Here is an 18,622-nt window from a genome sequence, read left to right as displayed (position 1 = left end):
GCGGCCGAGGTGCGGGTGGGAGCCTGAGGTGGAGCCTGTTCAAAGACTCGCTCGGCCGCGAAAAGCCCCATGGGCCAGAAACGTCCATGGTCCTGCGGGGCCCGCAGTGTCGCACGTGTTGGGGGTTGCCACGCTTCCAGGGCTGGCGATGGGGGAACGCCGGCAGGCGGCTGTGGCGCCCGCCGCGGGCCGCGGGCCGCAGGTCGCGAGCGCCACCGGCGATGGTTCCCCTGGGGGTGACCACCTGCGTGTCGAATCGGCCCACGCAGCACACATGCGCTTCCTTGGCTTGTGCTCGGGGCCATGATGACGAACTGCGGGCGGTCAGCCTCCGCCCTTCATCAGTCATCTTGGACGCAGCGAATACGGAGTGATTTTGCTCTGCTATTGATAGCTATAAATGCTCGTGGATAGAGCGCAAGGTGCCATTTTCCCTGAAAATACCGGTCACCTTGCTGCAGGCACCGACCGTCACCGCCCTCAATACACCAGCCGCTCCGGCCGGATCTCCTGGAGGATGGTCGTGGCGATCTCTTCGATGGACTTGGTGGTGGTGGACAACCACCGGATGCCCGCCCGCCGCATCATGGCCTCTGCTTCGGAGACTTCCATGCGGCAGTTCTCCAGGCTGGCGTAGCGGGAGTTGGGTCGGCGCTCGGCGCGGATTTCGGCCAGGCGGTCGGGGCTGATGGTCAGGCCAAAGATCTTGCTGCGGAACGGCACCAGCGCAGGCGGCAACTGGCGGCGCTCGAAATCCTCGGGGATCAGCGGGTAGTTGGCGGCTTTCAGGCCACATTGCATGGCCAGGTACAGGCTGGTAGGCGTCTTGCCGCTGCGGCTCACCCCCACCAGGATCACGTCGGCACCGGCCAGGTCGCGGTTGCTCTGGCCGTCGTCGTGGGCCAGGCTGAAGTTGATGGCCTCGATGCGGTCGGTGTATTCCTTGCTGCGGCTCACGTCGCTGAAGCGACCCACGCGGTGGTGGGACTTGATGCCCAGTTCTTCTTCCAGCGGGTGGACGAAGGTGCCGAACATGTCCAGCAGCATGCCCTTGCAGCCTTCCTGGATGACCTTGAGCACCTCCATATTGACCAGGGTGGTGAAGACCACGGGCTTTTTGCCCTCGACCTCGCCGGTGTGGTTGATCTGCCGGACGGCCTGGTGGGCCTTGTCCACGGTGTCGATGAAGGGCAGGCGCACATGGCGCGGCTTCATTTCGAACTGGGCCAGGATGGCGTTGCCGAAGGTTTCGGCAGTGATGCCGGTGCCGTCAGAGACAAAAAATACGGTGCGCGAGTGCATGGAGCCCCTTTTTTTGGATGCGGCTTGCGCCAGCAGGGTTGCCACCACAAAGAAGTGGTGATGGCCCCATTTGCGTAAGTCGCGTGAAAGCGTCAGCCCGTTGCCAGATGCGCGGGCCTACAATTGTCACAATTATCCAATTCTCACCATGCACACCGTCGGCCTACAACCACAACGACAAAGCTGCAGCCTGTGCATGGCCGCTCGCCCATCGCTCCAAGGGGGCGGGCGCGCAGACCCGGTTTCAACTTCTGGAGCTTTCCCATGTCTGCACTTTTCAGCCCGACCGCCCTGGTCGTACCGTTTGAAAACCTGAGAATGACCGATGTCGAGGCCGTAGGCGGTAAAAACGCCAGCCTCGGCGAGATGATCTCCCAACTGCCGCAGGGCGTTCGGGTGCCTACGGGCTTTGCCACCACCGCCCACGCGTTCCGCGAGTTCCTGGCCTACGACGGCCTGGCTGACAAGATCAGCGCCAAGCTCAAGAGCCTGGACACCGAAGACGTGCGTGCGCTTGCCGCCGTGGGCGCAGAAATCCGCGCCATGGTCGAGGCCCAGCCTTTCCCGGCCGACCTGCAAAAAGCCATTGCCGACGAATTTGCCAAGTTGAGCGCTGGCAACCCCGCTGCCTCGTTTGCCGTGCGCTCGTCCGCCACGGCCGAGGATTTGCCTGACGCATCGTTCGCTGGCCAGCAGGAGACTTTCCTGAACGTGGTGGGCATCGACGAAGTCATGCACAAGATGAAGGAAGTGTTCGCGTCGCTGTACAACGACCGCGCCATTTCCTACCGCGTGCACAAGGGTTTTGAACACGATGTGGTGGCCCTGTCGGCCGGCGTACAGCGCATGGTGCGCTCTGACCTGGGCGCTGCGGGCGTGATGTTCACCATCGACACCGAGTCCGGCTTCGAAGACGTCGTCTTCATCACCAGCAGCTATGGCCTGGGCGAGACGGTGGTGCAGGGCGCCGTGAACCCCGACGAGTTCTATGTGCACAAGCCCATGCTCCAGGCGGGCAAGAAGGCGTTGATCCGCCGGAATCTGGGTAGCAAGCTGATCCAGATGGTGTTCTCCACGCCCGAAGAAAAGGCCGCCAGCGGCAAGCTCGTCAAGACGGTGGACGTGCCCACTGAACAGCGCAACCGCTACTCGCTGACCGATGCCGACGTGGAGCAGCTGGCGCGCTATGCCCTGGTGATCGAGCAGCACTACGCCCGCCCCATGGACATCGAGTGGGGCAAGGACGGCACCGACGGCCAGCTCTACATCCTGCAGGCCCGCCCTGAAACCGTGAAGAGCCAGGCCAAGGGCCAGGCCGAGCTGCGCTACAAGCTCAAGGGCCAGGGCGCCGTGCTGGCCGAAGGCCGCGCCATTGGCCAGAAGATTGGCACCGGCCCGGTGCGCCTGGTGCACAACATTTCCGAGATGGACAAGGTCCAGCCCGGCGATGTGCTGGTGACCGACATGACCGACCCCAACTGGGAACCCGTGATGAAGCGCGCCAGCGCCATCGTCACCAACCGCGGCGGCCGCACCTGCCACGCCGCCATCATTGCGCGCGAACTGGGCATTCCGGCCGTGGTGGGCTGTGGTGACGCGACCGAGCTGCTCAAGGACGGCACGCTGGTCACTGTGAGCTGCTCCGAGGGCGACACGGGTCGTATCTATGACGGCCTGCTCGAGACCGAAGTGACGGAAGTGCAGCGCGGCGCCATGCCCCCCATCAAGACCAAGATCATGATGAACGTGGGCAACCCGCAGCTGGCCTTCGACTTCTGCCAGCTGCCCAACGAAGGCGTGGGCCTGGCGCGGCTGGAGTTCATCATCAACAACAACATTGGTGTGCACCCCAAAGCCATCCTCGACTATCCCCAGATCGACGCCGATCTGAAAAAGGCCGTCGAATCCGTGGCCCGTGGCCATGCCAGCCCCCGCGCTTTTTACGTGGACAAGGTGGCCGAAGGTGTGGCCACCATTGCCGCCGCCTTCTGGCCCAAGCCGGTTATCGTGCGCCTCTCGGACTTCAAGTCCAACGAGTACCGCAAGCTGATTGGCGGCAGCCGCTACGAGCCCGAGGAAGAGAACCCGATGCTGGGCTTCCGCGGCGCGGCGCGCTACATCAGCGAAGACTTCGGCGAAGCCTTTGCGATGGAATGCGAGGCCTTGAAGCGCGTGCGCAACGACATGGGCCTGACCAACGTGCAGGTGATGGTGCCCTTCGTGCGCACGCTGGGCCAGGCCGAGCGCGTGACCAAGCTGCTGGCCACCCACGGCCTCTCGCGTGGCAAGGACGACCTCAAGGTCATCATGATGTGCGAGGTGCCGAGCAACGCCATCCTGGCGGATCGCTTTCTGGAGTTCTTCGATGGCTTCTCCATCGGCTCCAACGACCTGACCCAGCTCACCCTGGGCCTGGATCGCGATTCGGGCCTGGAGCTGCTGGCGCAGGACTTCGACGAGCGCGACCCCGCCGTGCAGGCGCTGATCCACCAGGCCATCAAGGCCTGCCTGGCCCAGGGCAAGTACATCGGCATCTGCGGCCAGGGCCCCAGCGACCACCCTGACTTTGCACAGTGGCTGGCCAAGGAGGGGATCTCTTCGATCTCGCTCAACCCGGACAGCGTGATCGCGACCTGGCAGCAACTGGCAGGTTGATGCCCTCGGGGGCTGCCATGCGCCATCCGCACCACTTCCCACAGCGTCCGTGATGCCGTGCCCGTGATGCAAGCGCCGACGCAGCAGCCCCCACGTTCTGCAGATGCCGAAATGGCGGGCCCGTTCCCGCCCGATCTGCACGATGTGCGGCACCTGAAGCTCAAGGCCGGCTTGCTGCTGCTGTGGGCGCTGGTATCGTTTGGTGCCACCTATTTCGCCAGAGACCTGCAGGTGCTGGTTTTTGGGGGCTGGCCTTTGGGCTACTGGATCGCGGCCCAGGGGGCAGTGCTGGTGTTCATCGGTATCGTGGTGGCTTATGGCTGGGCCATGAACCGGTTCGAGCGCCAGGACGCAGAGCACCGTGCAGCCACGGCCGCTGCTGAAGTGGTCCCGGGCGATGCGTCTCGCTCCCATGGCTGACCACATTTCTTCTGGCGCAGACCGGGCCTATCTGTGGCGGCTGCACCGCATCTTTGCGCTGTACGTAGCGGGGGTGCTGGCCTTCCTGGCACTGATGACCTGGGCGGAGCACCAGGGGCTCTCGCGGCACTGGATCGGCCCTATTTTCCTGTTCCTCACGGTGATGGTCTACGCGGGTATCGGCGTTTATGGCCGCACCACCGACCCGGAGGAATACTACGTGGCTGGCCGGCGCATTCCGCCCATGTACAACGGTATGGCGGCGGCGGCAGACTGGATGAGTGCCGCGTCGTTCATCAGCCTGTCGGGGGCGCTCTACCTGCAGGGCTTTTCGGGCACGCCGGGGCAGGCCGGAGGGCTGGCCTATCTGCTGGGGTGGACGGGTGGTTTCTGCCTGGTGGCGATGCTGATTGCACCGCACTTGCGCGCCATGGGCCTGTACACCGTGCCCGATTTTTTCCATGTGCGCTTTGGCGGCCGGTGGCCGCGCATGATTGCTGCGCTGGCCGCCGTGCTGTGTTCTTTCACGTATGTGGTGGCGCAGATCTATGGCGTTGGGCTGATTGCCTCGCGCCTGACTGGCGTGCAGTTCGAGATCGGCATCATGCTCGGCCTGGGCGGGGTCCTGCTGTGCTCGTTTCTGGGGGGCATGCGCGCCATCACCTGGACACAGGTGGCGCAGTATGTGGTGCTGCTGCTGGCCTTCCTGATCCCGGTGTCCTGGCTGGCCTACAAGCAGCTTGGCAACCCGCTGGCACCACTGGTTTATGGCGAGCAGATCAGCAAGATCGCTGATCTGGAGGCGCAGTTGCTCGACTCCCCTGCAGAGCACCAGGTGGTGCAGACCTACCTGCGTCGCGCCCAGGATTTCGAGGCCCGGCTGCGTGATGTGGAGGGCGCCCTGGAGCGTGAGCGCGAGAAAGGGCGCGAGCGCATTCGTGCGCTGCGCACCCAGAACGCCGATGTGGGCCTGATCGTCTCGGCCAGCCGCGAGCTGGCGGCCCTGCCGCGTGATGCTGCTGCGGCCCGCGAACGCTGGACCCGCGAGATGCGCGAGAACTACGAACGCGCCCGTCCCCTGGGCGGCTTGCCCTTGCACAGCCAGGCGTATGTGGGCGACCCGCAAGGCACGCCCGAGGAACAGCGCGAATACGAGCTGACGCGCCGCAATTTCCTGGCGCTCATGTTCTGTCTGATGGTGGGCACGGCGGGCCTGCCGCACCTGCTCACCCGCTACTACACATCGCCCACGGTGTCGGCGGCGCGCGCGTCGGTGGCATGGTCGCTGTTCTTCATCGCCTTGTTGTACCTGAGCGCGCCGGCGCTGGCGGTGCTGGTGAAGTTCGAGGTCATGCAGAACCTCGTGGGCAGCAGTTTCGAGGCCTTGCCCAACTGGATGGCCCAGTGGGCGCGTGTCGATGCCTCGCTGCTGTCGGTAGAAGATGTGAATGGCGACGGAATCGTGCAGTTTGGCGAGATCCGGCTGGGGGCCGACCTCATCATGCTGGCCACGCCAGAACTGGGGGGGCTGCCCTATGTGGTCTCCGGCCTCGTGGCGGCGGGAGGGTTGGCGGCGGCGCTGTCTACCGCCGATGGGCTTTTGCTCACCATCAGCAATGCCCTGGTCCGCGATCTGTATTTTCAGGATGCCAAACGCGAGGCGTCGCCCGAGCAGCGTGTGATTCTGAGCAAGTTCGCCTTGCTGGCGGTGGCCTTGTCGGCGGCTTTTGTCGCGGCGCTCAAACCCTCCGAGATTCTGCCCATGGTGTCGGCGTCGTTCTCGCTGGCCGCATCGGCTTTTGTGCCGGTGATGGTGCTGGGCATCTTCTGGCGCGGCACCACGCGGCAGGGCGCGGTGGCCGGCATGGTGGCAGGGCTTGGCGTGGCCGTGTATTACATGCTTTCGCATGTGTCCGCCATGCGCGCGCTGCCCAGCTGGATGCTGGCGGACGGGCTCTGGCTTGGCATCCAGCCCATCTCGGCCGGCGTGTTTGGCGTGCCGACCGGGCTGGCGGTGGCGGTGGTGGTGAGCTGGTTGACGCGGCCCGCACCGGATCTGCCGCGCATCCGGTCCGAGATGTAGCGGGCACAAGATCGCGTGATAAACGTGCGCCTTGCGCGCGGGGTCGCCGTGGTTGTGCGTAAACCCTGATGACCAATGGTGTACAAACGTGAGAATCTGGGCTTCCAGGGGCTCGCCGGCCGTAGGGTTGTCCTGCGGCATTCCCCTGTTGTTCCGTTTCAGTTCAAGGAGATTCATGGTTCTCGTCAAAACGCCGGCAGGGCAAGAAGCGCTCAAGGATCGGCGCGGCAGCCTCAGCTCGCGCCAGCGCTCGGCTTTCATTCTTTTTGACGGAAAACGTTCCACGGGCGAGATTCTGGCGGCCACGGCCGCCATGGGCATCACGCAGGACGATGTTCAGGCCATGATTGCCCAGGGGTTGCTGGCGCCACTGTCGGGGCATTCCTTGCCTGCGTCTGCGGCCAGCCAGCCCGTTTCAGAGGCAGATGCATCGGCAGCGGCTGCCATGGATCTGGGCACGGTGGCATCTCCCGTGGAGGGTTCCGGGCGCACACCGAAAGAGCGTTATGAAGCGGCCTATCCGATTGCCACTGAATTGACGGCGGGCATGGGCTTGCGGGGATTCCGGTTGAATCTGGCCGTGGAAGGGGCGGGTAGTTTCGAGGACCTGGCGACGCTGGCCCCGAAGATCCGGGAGGCCGTGGGGGATGCGAAGTTCGCACGGCTCGACAAGGCGCTTTTTGATTGATGCGTGGGAGCCGATTGCTGGCGAGGAGGAGGCTTCCCACCGCCGCACAGCAATGAAAAAGGCGGCTTGGTAGCCGCCTTTTTTGATCCCCTGGCCAAAACTGGCCGGAGCTGCAGGCCTTAGCGGCCGACCTTCAGGAGTTCCACATCGAACTTGAGCGTGGCGTTCGGTGGAATCACGCCGCCCGCGCCGCGTGCGCCGTAGCCCAGGGCGGCAGGAATGATCAAGGTGCGCTGGCCACCGATCTTCATGCCCTGCACGCCTTCGTCCCAGCCCTTGATGACCATGCCACCGCCCAGCGAGAACTCGAAGGGGTCGTTGCGGTCGCGGCTGGAGTCGAACTTGGCACCTTGCTCGCCGTTGTTGTACAGCCAGCCGGTGTAGTGCACCGACACGTTCTGGCCCTTGGTGGCTTCGGCTCCTTCGCCCACGGTGGTGTCTTCGTATTGCAGGCCGGATGCGGTGGTGGTCAATGCCATGGATGAAATTCCTTGTTTGCTATTAAAAATATAGCTATCTGCGCTTGATAGACAAGCGTCAAAAGCATTTTTGACCCCTATTTTAACGAAAGCCCCGCTCGGAGGTCCGGCGGGGCTTTTCCCAGGGTGGAGCAGGGGTGTGGCTTCAGGCCTTTTTGGCGCGGCCAGCGACCCAGCGGGTGGCGAAGGCTTGCACGTCCGAGAGGCGCTTGAGCAGGTCGGCGCCCGAAGGGGTGACGGTGTAACCGTCGCTGCCGTGGTCTACAAAACCGGCTTCGCGCAGTTCCTTGATGCGGGTGTTGAGCGTGTTGGGGGTGATGCCCCCCACGCTGTCCTGCAGCAGGCGGAACGTCTGGGGGTGGCCGTCCTTCAGGGCCCACAGCACGCGCAGTGCGTAACGGCATTCGAGCCGCTCGAACAACTGGTTGATGGCGGCATTTTCTTTGGAGCTCATGGACGCTTCTCCTCGCGCAAGTGTTGGATCAAATTTTCATTCGGGTGGGCGAATGCCGGGCCCGCTGATGCGCTGAGACTATAGCGCGGAACCCATTTTGCTACAAGTTTAGTAGCTCAGAACGCACACCACACATGCGCTACGCCCCGAAAAACCCGTGTTACAAGTCAAACTGTTGCAGCAGGGCCACGGTTGGAGTCAGTCATTCCTGGCGGCCCAGCCCCGCCAGGTGGCTGACCAGCAACTGTGCGGCGGGGGCCAGCATCTGGGCGCTGCGGTAGCAGATGGCAAAACGCCGCTGGGCCCATGGATCGCTCAGCGGAATCACCCGAACGGGGGCGGTTTGCGCAAAGGGCAGGGCCACTTCGCGCGGCACGACGCTGATGGCCAGGTTGGCGCGCACCACCCGCAAGGCAGCGTCGAAGTTGGACACCAGCACCCGGTGCGCCAGCATTTTTCCCTCCACGGCTGCAGCGCGCGCCAGCAGCACCTGCACCGCGCTCAGCGCGGGCATGCTGACGAATTCATGGTCCAGCACGTCGGCAAAACGCACGCTCTGGTGCTGGGCCACCGGGTGCAGCGCATGGGCCACCACGGCCAGGTGGTCGGTGCGGTAGGCGCAGGTTTCCAGGCCCGTGAGGTCGGCCGCGTCCCAGCAGATGCCGATGGAGGCGCTGCCGTCGCGGATGCCCTGCACCACGTCCGGGCTCACGCGCTCCTCCAGGCTCACCTGGATGTCGCGGTGCGCCGGGTCTTGCAGAAAGGCAGCCACATCGTCGGCCAGCGATTCGGCCATGACCGACGCGGTGACCAGCATGCGCACATGGCCCCGGGTGCCGGTGGCATAGGCGGCCATGTCGCGCTCGATCTGGCCCACGCTGGCCAGCATGGTGCGCGCGTGCTCCAGGAGCGTTTCCCCCGCCGGGGTCGGAACCACGCCGCGCCGTTTGCGCACCAGCAGCGCTGTGCCCACCGTGTCCTCCAGCTGGGCCAGCCGCTTGCTGATGGCCGAGCCCACGATGGACTCCTGCTCGGCCACGCGCGCAATGCTGCGCTGCTCGCACACGGCGGCAAAGAGCCGCAGGGTTTGCAGGTCGAGATCGCGCATGACATCCCTTTCGACGGAATGGGTGTGATATTCCGTTTGGGAATCATATGGCTTCCGAGATGTATTTTCTGATTCTTTCTGGAATTTCTAGAATGACCGCAAGAACACACCCAGCCGGAGACAACCCGTGAGCACACACTCTGTTTTTCCCGCGACCCACGCCGCGCCCGATGGCGCCTCCGCTCGGGCCGTGGTGCGCGAAGTGGGCTTGCGCGATGGCCTGCAGAGCATCGCCACCCTGGTGTCCACCGCGCACAAGATCGAATGGATCAACGCTGCCTACGCTGCAGGCCAGCGCGAGATCGAAGTGGGCTCCTTCGTGCCCGCCCGCCTGTTGCCCCAGCTGGCGGACACCGCCGAAGTGCTGGCGCATGCCAAAACCCTGCCGGGCCTGCTGGCCTCAGTGCTGGTGCCCAACTACAAAGGCGCCGAGCGCGCGCTCGAATGTGGTGCTGGCCTGATGGTGGTGCCCTTGTCTGCCAGCCATGCCCACAGCCTGGCCAACCTGCGCAAGACACCCGATGCGGTGGTGGCCGAGGTGGCCCGCATCCGTGCGCTGCGCGACGCCAGCGGCAGCCGCTGCCTGATCGAGGGGGGCGTGGGCACGGCCTTTGGCTGCACGCTGCAGGGCGAGGTGCCCGAGAGTGAGGTGCTGCGCCTGATGCAGGCCCTGCTGGATGCCGGGGCCGACCGCGTGAGCCTGGCCGACACCGTGGGCTATGCCGACCCGGCCTGGGTGGCCCGCCTGTTCGAGAAGGCCCGCGCGCTGGTGGGCGACCGCCTGTGGTGCGCGCATTTCCACGACACCCGTGGCATGGGGCTGGCCAACGCCTACGCCGCGTGGCAGGTGGGCATCACGCGTTTTGACGCCTGCCTGGCCGGCATTGGCGGCTGCCCGCATGCGCCGGGCGCCAGCGGCAATGTCACCACCGAAGACTTGGTGTTCATGCTGGAGCGCATGGGCGTTGCCACCGGCATCGACGTGGCCGCGCTGCTGGCGCTGCGCCAGCGCGTGGCCGGCTGGCTGGAAGGCGAGACCCTGCACGGAACGCTGTGGCAGGCCGGGCTGCCGCAGAATGCCGCACGCACCGTGCTGCGAGAGGCAGCAACGGCCTGATCTTCTTATCCATTCTCCGAACATGAACGACACACCACCCGCACCCTCGTCCCCCCGCCTGCCGCTCGAAGGCCTGCGTGTGGTGGAGTTCACCCACATGGTCATGGGCCCCACCTGCGGCATGGTGCTGGCCGACCTGGGCGCCGAGGTCATCAAGGTCGAGCCCGTGGACGGCGACCGCACGCGCCATCTGCTGGGTGCGGGCGCGGGCTTCTTTCCCATGTTCAACCGCAATAAGAAGAGCATCGCGCTCGACCTGCGCAGCCCCGAGGGCCTGGAGGTGGCACGCAAGCTGGCCGCCTCGGCCGACGTGGTGGCGCAGAACTTCAAGCCCGGCGTGATGACCAAGTACGGGCTGGACTACGCGGCCCTGAGCCCGCTGAACCCGCGCCTCATCTATGTGAACCACACCGGTTTTCTGCCCGGCCCGTACGAGCACCGCACTGCGCTCGACGAGGTGGTGCAGATGATGGGCGGCCTGGCCTACATGACGGGGCGGCCGGGTGATCCGCTGCGCGCCGGCAGCAGCGTGAACGACATCATGGGCGGCATGTTCGGTGCCATTGGTGCCATGGCGGCCCTGATGCAGCGTGGCATCACCGGGCGGGGGCAGGAGGTGGACTCCGCCCTGTTCGAGAACAACGTGTTTCTGGTCGGCCAGCACATGATGCAGTACGCCGTCACCGGCAAACCGGCGGCCCCCATGCCCGACCGCATTTCGTCGTGGGCGCTGTACGACGTGTTCAGCGTGAAGGATGGCGAGCAGATTTTCCTGGCTGCGGTGAGCGATGCGCAATGGACCACCTTTTGCGACGCCATGGGGTTTTCCGACCTCAAGGCGAACCCGCAACTGGCCACCAACAACGACCGCGTGCGCGCCCGTGCCACGCTGATGCCCGACCTGCGCCAGCGTCTGGCCGCCTACAGCGCTGCCGAGCTGGCGGCGGTTTTTGAAAAACACGGCCTGCCCTTTGCTCCCATTTCGCGGCCCGAGCAGCTGTTTGACGACCCGCACCTGAACGCCACGGGAGGCCTGGCCGACATCACCCTGCCCGATGGCGAACGGGCTGGGCAGACCGCACGCACCACGCTGTTCCCGCTGCGCATGGACGGCAAGCGGCTGGGCGTGCGCCTGCAGCCGCCGGTGCTGGGGCAGCACACCGCAGCGCTGATGGAAGAGCTGGGCTACACACCCGAAGAGGTGCGGGCCCTGCAAAAAAAGCATGCCGTGGCCTGAGCGGGTTGAAGGACCCGGCATCTCCCTGTGGAGATCTGCGCCTGGCATTCGATGAATGAATACAACGACGGAGACAAACGCCATGCACCACGACAGCCCACTCCCTGCCTTCCTCCCTGCAAGCCCGTTGCAACCCCCGGGTCTGCGGCGGCGCAGCGCGCTGCTGGCTGCCCTGGCCAGCCTCGCCGGTAGTGCAACAGTGCCCTCGGCTGCCTGGGCCCAGGCAGCCGACCGCCCGGTCCGCATGATCCTGCCCGTGAGCGCAGGCTCGGGGGTGGACGGCGTGGCCCGCGCCTTGGGGCCCAGCCTGGGCAAGGCGCTGGGGCGCCCGGTGGTGGTGGAGAACTTTCCCGGCGCGGGGGGCATCACTGGTACGTCGATGATCGTCAAGGGCACCAAGGACGGGTCGGCGCTGGGCATGGTGTCCAACAACCACGTGGTCAACCCCAGCGTGTTCAAGAACATTCCCTACGACGCGGTGGACGACATCACGCCCATCACGGTGATCGGCGCCACGCCCTTCGTGCTGGTGGCACATCCCTCGGTGGCCGCGAGGAACGTGCGCGAACTCATCGCGCTGGCCAAGGCGCAGCCCGGGGCGCTCAACTATGGCTCGTCCGGCAACGGGACCATCCTGCACCTTGCTGCGGAAATGTTCGTGCATGAAGCGCAGGTGGACATCAAGCACATTCCCTACCGGGGCATGGGGCCGCTGACGGCCGATGTGCTGGGCGGGCAGATCCAGCTGGCGTTCATCGCGGTGGCCGTGGCCGTGCCACATGTGAAGGCTGGCACGCTCAAGGCCATCGGGCTGTCGTCCACCACGCGCTCAGCGCTGTTGCCCGACCTGCCCACCATCGCCGAACAGGGGCTGGCGCAGTACGCATTGGACGGCTGGGTGGCCGTGGTGGGGCCGGCGGGCTTGCCCAAGGCGGAAACGGAACGGGTGTACCAGGCGGTGCGGGCCACCCTGGCGGTGCCGGAGGCACGAGACGCCTTGCTGGCGCAGGGCTACCAACTGCAAGGCACCACCCCGGAGGCGACCACGGCCTTCTTTCGGACCGAAGTGGCGCGCATGGCCAAGCTGGTCAAGCAGTCCGGGCTCAAGATAGATTAGAGAACATCCCCGTCTGGGGCGCTGCGCGCCTTCCCCCGCGCTCGCTTCGCTGCGGGGGCCCTGGCAGGGCGTCCTGCGCCTGGGCTGCGCCAGTTTCGTCGGCGGTGCCCAGGTCCTTGGATGGGAGAGATCCGCCGTTTCAGCACTGGAAAACTAAAAAAATTGGTGCCTAGCGCTTATTAGGAATCGTTTTGTTGCTATATAAAATGTAGCAACCAGGTTTGTACATCCCTGGTACGCATTCAATGTGCCGCAGGTGGCAGTGCCAGGGTGCGGTGGCTGCCACGCAGGCGGAACACCTCCACGGCCTCCACCAACTGGCGGGCCTGGCCGCTCAGGCTGCCGGCTGCGGCAGCACTTTCTTCCACCAGCGCGGCGTTTTGCTGGGTGGTTTCGTCCATGCGCACAATGGCCTGGGTGACGCGCAGCATGTCGGAGGTCTGGGCAGCACTGGCCTGGCTGATCTCGTCCATGAGCGTGCTCACGCCCTGGATTGAGGAAACGACTTCACCCATGGTGCTGCCCGCATTGCGGGCGAGGTCGGAGCCAGCCTGCACGCGCTCCACGCTGGTCTGGATCAGCGCCTTGATCTCGCGCGCTGCGCTGGCGCTGCGGGTGGCCAGGTTGCGCACCTCGCTGGCCACCACGGCAAAGCCGCGCCCCTGCTCGCCTGCGCGCGCAGCCTCTACGGCGGCGTTGAGCGCCAGGATGTTGGTCTGAAACGCGATGCTGTCGATGACGCCAATGATGTCGGAAATGCGGCGTGAGCTGTCCTGGATGCCCTGGACCACCGTCACCATCTGCGTCACCACATCGCCCCCGCGCTGGGCCACCGATGCGCCATTGCGGGCCAGCTCGCTGGCGCGTTGGGCGTTGGAGGCGTTCTGCTGCACGGTGGCCTGCAGTTGCTGCATTGAAGACGTGGTTTCGTCCAGCGACGATGCCTGCTCTTCTGTGCGCATGCTCAGGTCCACGTTCCCTTGGGCAATTTCGGCGCTGGCACTGGCCACGCCCTCGGCGTTGCTGCGCACGCCCGACACCACGTTTTCCAGGTTCTCCTGCATGGTGCGCAGGGCTTCCAGCAGCCGCGCGGGTTCGTCCTTGCCGTCGACCAGAATGGTCGTGGTCAGATCGCCCGCCGCCACCTTGTTGGCCACCGAGACCGCTACCCGCAGCGGGCGCACCACCGACCGCGTGAGCAGCCAGCCCGCGCAGCCGCCCAGGGCGGTGACCAGTGCCAGTGCCACTAGGCTGCTGATGAGTGCACGCCGCGCATTCAGCGCCGCCTGTTCGGCAATGGCTGCACTGCTGGCGGCCACCTGCTCGCTCAGTGCGGTGAGCAGCTTGGCAGGGCCCTGGTCGATGTCGGCCACGTCCGCGTCACCCGCAGAGGGCACGAAGCCGAGCGACTGGAACACTTCAAAACCCTTGCGGTAGCCCTGCGCCATCTGGGCGTGGGCCTGGGTGAATTTCTGCAGCGCCGCCTTTTCCTGGGCGTCGGTCAGTTGGGGTTCCAGCGCCTTGGCGGCGTCGGCCACGCGCTTCTCACTGGCCTGGAACGCCGCCCAGTGCAGCTCGCGCTTGCGCGAATCCTCACCCCGCAGCAGGGTGTTTTTCCACTCCTGCACCTGGGTCTTGAACTCATTTTCCATGCGGCTCAGCGCGCGTTCCTGGGCTACGCGCTCCTGCACCGTGGTCTCGTAGGTGCCCAGGCTGCGGTACAGGGCCGCGATGCCGAACAGCGCGGCGCCCAGCAGCAGCGCAAGCACCAGGCCCAGCGCGGTCGCCATGCGTGCGCCGATGGAGTGGTTGGACATTTTCATCAGCGGCTCCTTAGAGGCGGAATTCCCCTGGAGTGAACAAGCGCAGCAGCGCGAAGCGACTCAGGGAGTGGTTCAAGCCTTCAGCTTGAGCAGGTACACCATGACGCGCGCCGTGGTGAGGTCCAGTTCCATGAACTCTGCCAAATCCTTGCCCGTCAGCCAAGAGGGTTCCCAACGATTGCTTTTGAGCGTGCGCAGCCAGGATTCATGGGCGGTGGCTGCCTCCACGGCGGCCAGCATCTCGGCCATGCGGGAGGCTGGCACCCCCTTGCCGGTGAACACGCCTCGCCAGTTGGCCATGGTGGCGTCCAGCCCCTGCTCGCGAAAGGAGGGCAGGCCGAAGGCGCTGCGGCGGGACGACACCCCGATGGCGCGCAGCTTGCCCGCCGCAATCGCATCGCTGAATTCGCTGTAGCCCGACAGCCCCATGGCCGCACTGCCAGACACCAGGGCATCCACCACTTCGGAGCCGCCGGGGAAAGGCTTGTAGACCAGGTCTTCTGGCTTGGCCTTTGATGCTCGGGCCAGCACCCCGGCGAAGATGTGGTCCACCCCGCCAGCCGAGCCGCCGGCCACCGGCAGGGCGCGCAGGTCGGCGCGCATGGCGTCGGCCAGATCCTTGGTGTTCTTGATGGGGGACTTGGCTGCCACGGCTGCCACCAGGTAGTCACTGGTGAGCCGTGCCAGGGGTTGTATGTGGGTCATGTCCACAGCGGGCTTTTGCAGTGCCACTGCGCCCACCATCACCATGCCGCCCATCAGCAGGGTGTTGGCATCGTTGCCGTATTTCTCGGCGTACTTGGCCAGGCCAATGGTTCCGCCCTTGCCGCCGATGTTTTCGTACTCAATCTGGTCCGCCGCACCCACGGCGGCGAGGGCTGCGCCCAGCGCCCGGCCCGTCTGGTCCCAGCCACCGCCCGGGTTGGCGGGGATCACGATGCGCAGGGTGCCCGCCAGTTTGGGGGGCTTGGCTGGTGCGGCACGGCCTGCCGTGGTGTTGGCTTGTGACCAGGCGGCTGGGGTGAATGTGGTCCACGCCGTTGCTGCGAGCACAGCGTGGGCGAGTGCCTTGCGGCGGTCAATGGGGGTCATGGTGTACCTCGTGAAAACACAGGGATGGGAAGCATGTCCTTCACGCAACCGGACAGCACGGCCGACTTCGTTGCGCAACCGTTTTCAGGAGCCTGTCGGACTTGGAAATCGTCGGCTGAAAATTGACCGCAGCGGTCCATTTTTCCACCGTCTTTTTGCCCCATAGCCGGGCTATGGGGCTGCAAATCCGGCAAAAACTGTCCTCGCTGGGGCCAATTTTGGTGAAACCTACGGTTTTCGCGTTCGACACTCCAAGTCCGACAGACTCCCAGAAGGGGCGGTGGATACTGCTGCATGGAAGTCTCCCCATTCTTGATGGAATGTGATGGCAATGGTCACCATCCAAGCTGTCAGTCTGCTGTCGAGAGTATCAGGGTAAACACGCCCGGCCCGCGTGGCCCGCCATGAAAAACGCCCTGCTCCGCAATGGCGGGGCAGGGCGTCGGGCTGAACGGCTGTATGGATTCAGCGTGTCGTGGGCAGCGCCGGAATTACAGCGAGTCGATGAAGCTGCGCAGCTTGTCCGAGCGCGAGGGGTGCTTCAATTTGCGCAGCGCCTTGGCTTCAATCTGGCGGATGCGTTCGCGGGTCACGTCAAACTGCTTGCCCACTTCTTCCAGCGTGTGGTCGCTGGTCATCTCGATACCGAAGCGCATGCGCAGCACCTTGGCTTCGCGGGGCGTGAGGCCATCCAGGATGTCCTTGACCACGTCGCGCAGGCCGGCCTGCATCGCGGCTTCGATGGGGGCGGTATTGGCACCGTCCTCGATGAAGTCGCCCAGGTGGCTGTCGTCGTCGTCGCCGATCGGCGTTTCCATGGAGATCGGCTCCTTGGCGATCTTCATGATCTTGCGGATCTTGTCTTCCGGGATCTCCATTTTGGCCGCCAGGATGGACGCATCGGGCTCGAAGCCGAACTCTTGCAAGTGCTGGCGGCTGATGCGGTTCATCTTGTTGATCGTCTCGATCATGTGCACCGGGATACGGATGGTGCGCGCCTGGTCGGCGATCGAGCGGGTGATGGCCTGGCGGATCCACCAGGTGGCGTAGGTCGAGAACTTGTAGCCGCGGCGGTATTCGAACTTGTCCACGGCCTTCATCAGGCCGATGTTGCCTTCCTGGATCAGATCGAGGAACTGCAGGCCGCGGTTCGTGTACTTCTTGGCGATGGAGATCACGAGGCGCAGGTTGGCCTCGATCATTTCCTTCTTGGCATCGCGCGAGGTGGCTTCACCTTCGTTCATGCGCTTGTTGATGCCCTTGAGCTCGGTCAGCGGCACCACCACGCGCGACTGCAGGTCCATCAGCTTTTGCTGCAGGTCCTGGATGGGCGGGATGTTGCGCGCAATGATGGACGACCAGGGCTTGCCGGCGTTGGCCTGCTTCTCGACCCACTGCAGGTTCAAGAGGTTGGGCGGGAAGTCCTTGATGAAGGTTTCCTGCGGCATGCCGCACTTGTCCACGATGATGCGGCGCAGCTCGCGCTCCTTCTTGCGCACGTCGTCCACCTGGCCGCGCACCATGTCGCACAGCTTCTCGATGGTCTTGGCGGTGAAGCGGATGGTCATCAGCTCGGCCGACAAAGCGGCTTGCGCCTTGACGTAGGCGGGCGTGCCGTAGCCTTCCTTGTCGTACACCTTGTGCACTTTTTCGAACAGCTCGCGCAGCTTGTCAAAGCGCTCCAGCGCCTGCTTCTTGAGTTCTTCGAGCTTCTTGGTCAGCGCCTTGGAGCCGCCCTTGCCGTCGTCGTCATCGGCTTCGTCGAATTCGTCGAAGTCTTCTTCGGCCACATAGTCGTCGGCCTCGTTGGGGTTGGAGAAGCCGTCCACGATGGTCGAGATGACGACCTTTCCCTCGCGGATGTCTTCGCCCATGTTCAGGATCTCGGCGATGGTGGCGGGCGATGCGCTGATCGCCTCCATCATGGCCATCAGCCCGCCTTCGATGCGCTTGGCGATCTCGATTTCGCCTTCGCGGGTCAGCAGCTCCACGGTGCCCATTTCACGCATGTACATGCGAACCGGGTCGGTGGTACGGCCGAATTCCGAGTCCACGGTGGACAGGGCGGCTTCGGCGGCTTCTTCGGCTTCTTCTTCGGTGGCGCCGGCGGGGGCGTTGTCCGTGATGATCAGCGCTTCGGCGTCGGGCGTCTGCTCGTACACCGCCACACCCAGGTCGTTCAGCGTGGTGATGACGGCTTCGAGGGTTTCGGCGTCGACCAGCTTGTCGGGCAAGTGGTCGTTGATTTCAACGTGCGTGAGGTAGCCGCGGGTCTTGCCCAGCTTGATCAGTGCCTTCAGGCGCGCACGGCGCTTGGCCATGTCTTCTTCGGACAGGACGGTCTCGTCCAGGCCGAATTCCTTCATCAAGGCGCGTTCCTTCGCCTTGCTGATCTTCATGCGCAGGGGCTTGACCTTCTCGACCGTGGCTGCAGTTTCGGTGGTCTCTTCGACTTCACCTTCCAGGTCGGCTTCGATGTCCGACAGGTCGGTATCGTCGCCGCCTTCGTCACCACCAGCAGCCGCAGCCTTGGGCTTGCGGCCACGTTTGGCGGGGGCAGCCTTGGCGTCTGCGGCACCTGCGGCCTTGGCAGGACGGCCGGGGCGCTTCTTGGGGGTCTCGTCGTCGTCCGATGCGGCCGCCTTGGCGGTTGCGGGCTTCTTCTTCAGCAATTCATCAGCAGCTTTTGTCAGCTCGGCAGAACTTTTCACAGGCACAGTTTTCACTTTCTTGGCAACCGGGGCGGGCGCGGCGGCGGCTTTTTTCGGAGCAGCCTTGGCCGGGGCTTTGGCAGCGGTTTTGGAGACAGCCTTTGCGGCAGGGCCTGGAGCAGACTTGGATGGCTTCGCGGACTTTTGAGCGGGCATGGAACAACCTCAGGATCAAAAACGGACACAAAGAAAACGCAAGCGCCTCAGGTCCCGGCGCGGGTGGCAACGCAAAGCTACAAGGGCTTCGCGCTTTGAGGGGAGGCCCTCAGGGGCAAGATGTCTGGGCGATCATTTGGTGTGCAGTCCTTGCGATGGTTGGGCTGGTTGTGCGCGTTT

At 64.8% G+C, this 18,622-nt stretch carries 14 protein-coding genes; 7 read left to right on the top strand and 7 right to left on the bottom strand.

Translation table 11 applies throughout. The annotated features are described in order from the left end of the window. Nucleotides 1-480 precede the first annotated feature (480 nt). A complete protein-coding gene (locus tag ASE39_RS00285; RefSeq protein WP_010464085.1) occupies nucleotides 481-1,302 on the bottom strand; it encodes a pyruvate, water dikinase regulatory protein in 822 nt (273 codons plus the stop codon). Nucleotides 1,303-1,566: 264 nt separating this feature from the next. On the opposite strand from ASE39_RS00285, the gene ppsA reads away from it, so the two are divergent. The 4 genes from ppsA to ASE39_RS00265 all read left to right on the top strand — a co-directional run bounded on the left by ppsA (nucleotide 1,567) and on the right by ASE39_RS00265 (nucleotide 7,148). After that, a complete protein-coding gene (gene ppsA, locus ASE39_RS00280; RefSeq protein WP_057227076.1) occupies nucleotides 1,567-3,957 on the top strand; it encodes a phosphoenolpyruvate synthase in 2,391 nt (796 codons plus the stop codon). A gap of 66 nt (nucleotides 3,958-4,023) precedes the next feature. Next, the gene (locus tag ASE39_RS00275; protein ID WP_010464087.1) at nucleotides 4,024-4,377 is read left to right on the top strand and encodes a DUF4212 domain-containing protein; all 354 of its coding nucleotides are present in this window, start codon (nucleotides 4,024-4,026) and stop codon (nucleotides 4,375-4,377) included. Beyond that, nucleotides 4,370-6,460 carry a VC_2705 family sodium/solute symporter gene (locus ASE39_RS00270; RefSeq protein ID WP_010464090.1) on the top strand — a complete coding sequence of 697 codons (2,091 nt, stop codon included), beginning with the start codon at nucleotides 4,370-4,372 and terminating at the stop codon, nucleotides 6,458-6,460. The genes ASE39_RS00275 and ASE39_RS00270 overlap by 8 nt, the downstream gene beginning before the upstream one ends. A gap of 175 nt (nucleotides 6,461-6,635) precedes the next feature. After that, complete coding sequence (locus ASE39_RS00265) at nucleotides 6,636-7,148, top strand: hypothetical protein (RefSeq protein ID WP_057227080.1); 513 nt, start codon at nucleotides 6,636-6,638, stop codon at nucleotides 7,146-7,148. A 119-nt stretch (nucleotides 7,149-7,267) separates the two neighbouring features. On the opposite strand, the gene ASE39_RS00260 is transcribed toward ASE39_RS00265, so the two are convergent. The 3 genes from ASE39_RS00260 to ASE39_RS00250 form a co-directional block, all read right to left on the bottom strand. Next, on the bottom strand, nucleotides 7,268-7,627 hold the full coding sequence (locus ASE39_RS00260) for an FKBP-type peptidyl-prolyl cis-trans isomerase (RefSeq protein ID WP_010464094.1): 360 nt from the start codon (nucleotides 7,625-7,627) through the stop codon (nucleotides 7,268-7,270). Nucleotides 7,628-7,772: 145 nt separating this feature from the next. After that, the gene (locus ASE39_RS00255; protein ID WP_010464095.1) at nucleotides 7,773-8,081 is read right to left on the bottom strand and encodes a winged helix-turn-helix transcriptional regulator; all 309 of its coding nucleotides are present in this window, start codon (nucleotides 8,079-8,081) and stop codon (nucleotides 7,773-7,775) included. A gap of 202 nt (nucleotides 8,082-8,283) precedes the next feature. Continuing rightward, entirely contained in the window at nucleotides 8,284-9,189 is a 906-nt protein-coding gene (locus ASE39_RS00250; RefSeq protein ID WP_057227082.1) for a LysR family transcriptional regulator, read from the bottom strand. Between the two features lie 190 nt (nucleotides 9,190-9,379). On the opposite strand from ASE39_RS00250, the gene ASE39_RS00245 reads away from it, so the two are divergent. The 3 genes from ASE39_RS00245 to ASE39_RS00235 all read left to right on the top strand — a co-directional run bounded on the left by ASE39_RS00245 (nucleotide 9,380) and on the right by ASE39_RS00235 (nucleotide 12,660). Next, a complete protein-coding gene (locus ASE39_RS00245; RefSeq protein WP_140426676.1) occupies nucleotides 9,380-10,306 on the top strand; it encodes a hydroxymethylglutaryl-CoA lyase in 927 nt (308 codons plus the stop codon). Nucleotides 10,307-10,328: 22 nt separating this feature from the next. After that, complete coding sequence (locus tag ASE39_RS00240) at nucleotides 10,329-11,543, top strand: CaiB/BaiF CoA-transferase family protein (protein ID WP_057269845.1); 1,215 nt, start codon at nucleotides 10,329-10,331, stop codon at nucleotides 11,541-11,543. Nucleotides 11,544-11,625: 82 nt separating this feature from the next. After that, nucleotides 11,626-12,660: a tripartite tricarboxylate transporter substrate binding protein gene (locus ASE39_RS00235; RefSeq protein WP_010464102.1), complete on the top strand. Its 1,035-nt coding sequence runs from the start codon at nucleotides 11,626-11,628 to the stop codon at nucleotides 12,658-12,660. A 242-nt stretch (nucleotides 12,661-12,902) separates the two neighbouring features. Here the strand turns inward: ASE39_RS00235 and ASE39_RS00230 are convergent, their stop codons facing one another. The 3 genes from ASE39_RS00230 to rpoD all read right to left on the bottom strand — a co-directional run bounded on the left by ASE39_RS00230 (nucleotide 12,903) and on the right by rpoD (nucleotide 18,442). Next, entirely contained in the window at nucleotides 12,903-14,483 is a 1,581-nt protein-coding gene (locus tag ASE39_RS00230; protein ID WP_057269844.1) for a methyl-accepting chemotaxis protein, read from the bottom strand. Between the two features lie 72 nt (nucleotides 14,484-14,555). After that, nucleotides 14,556-15,575: a tripartite tricarboxylate transporter substrate binding protein gene (locus ASE39_RS00225; protein ID WP_057269843.1), complete on the bottom strand. Its 1,020-nt coding sequence runs from the start codon at nucleotides 15,573-15,575 to the stop codon at nucleotides 14,556-14,558. 491 nt (nucleotides 15,576-16,066) lie between these two features. After that, complete coding sequence (rpoD, locus tag ASE39_RS00220; protein ID WP_029414108.1) at nucleotides 16,067-18,442, bottom strand: RNA polymerase sigma factor RpoD; 2,376 nt, start codon at nucleotides 18,440-18,442, stop codon at nucleotides 16,067-16,069. Between the last annotated feature and the right edge of the window lie 180 nt (nucleotides 18,443-18,622).

Origin of the sequence: Acidovorax sp. Root267 (assembly GCF_001429215.1) — a bacterium.
In the GTDB taxonomy this organism is placed as follows: Bacteria; Pseudomonadota; Gammaproteobacteria; order Burkholderiales; family Burkholderiaceae_C; genus Acidovorax; species Acidovorax radicis.
The sequence above is the reverse complement of the archived record's forward strand: the minus strand, read 5'-3'. Positions and strand labels throughout refer to the sequence as shown.

Excerpts from the sequence above, each read along its gene's own strand:
- ASE39_RS00285 (WP_010464085.1), bottom strand. The coding sequence starts at position 1,302 with ATGCACTCGCGCACCGTATTTTTTGTCTCTGACGGCACCGGCATCACT.
- ppsA (WP_057227076.1), top strand. The coding sequence starts at position 1,567 with ATGTCTGCACTTTTCAGCCCGACCGCCCTGGTCGTACCGTTTGAAAAC.
- ASE39_RS00275 (WP_010464087.1), top strand. The coding sequence starts at position 4,024 with ATGCAAGCGCCGACGCAGCAGCCCCCACGTTCTGCAGATGCCGAAATG.
- ASE39_RS00270 (WP_010464090.1), top strand. The coding sequence starts at position 4,370 with ATGGCTGACCACATTTCTTCTGGCGCAGACCGGGCCTATCTGTGGCGG.
- ASE39_RS00265 (WP_057227080.1), top strand. The coding sequence starts at position 6,636 with ATGGTTCTCGTCAAAACGCCGGCAGGGCAAGAAGCGCTCAAGGATCGG.
- ASE39_RS00260 (WP_010464094.1), bottom strand. The coding sequence starts at position 7,627 with ATGGCATTGACCACCACCGCATCCGGCCTGCAATACGAAGACACCACC.
- ASE39_RS00255 (WP_010464095.1), bottom strand. The coding sequence starts at position 8,081 with ATGAGCTCCAAAGAAAATGCCGCCATCAACCAGTTGTTCGAGCGGCTC.
- ASE39_RS00250 (WP_057227082.1), bottom strand. The coding sequence starts at position 9,189 with ATGCGCGATCTCGACCTGCAAACCCTGCGGCTCTTTGCCGCCGTGTGC.
- ASE39_RS00240 (WP_057269845.1), top strand. The coding sequence starts at position 10,329 with ATGAACGACACACCACCCGCACCCTCGTCCCCCCGCCTGCCGCTCGAA.
- ASE39_RS00235 (WP_010464102.1), top strand. The coding sequence starts at position 11,626 with ATGCACCACGACAGCCCACTCCCTGCCTTCCTCCCTGCAAGCCCGTTG.
- ASE39_RS00230 (WP_057269844.1), bottom strand. The coding sequence starts at position 14,483 with ATGAAAATGTCCAACCACTCCATCGGCGCACGCATGGCGACCGCGCTG.
- ASE39_RS00225 (WP_057269843.1), bottom strand. The coding sequence starts at position 15,575 with ATGACCCCCATTGACCGCCGCAAGGCACTCGCCCACGCTGTGCTCGCA.
- rpoD (WP_029414108.1), bottom strand. The coding sequence starts at position 18,442 with ATGCCCGCTCAAAAGTCCGCGAAGCCATCCAAGTCTGCTCCAGGCCCT.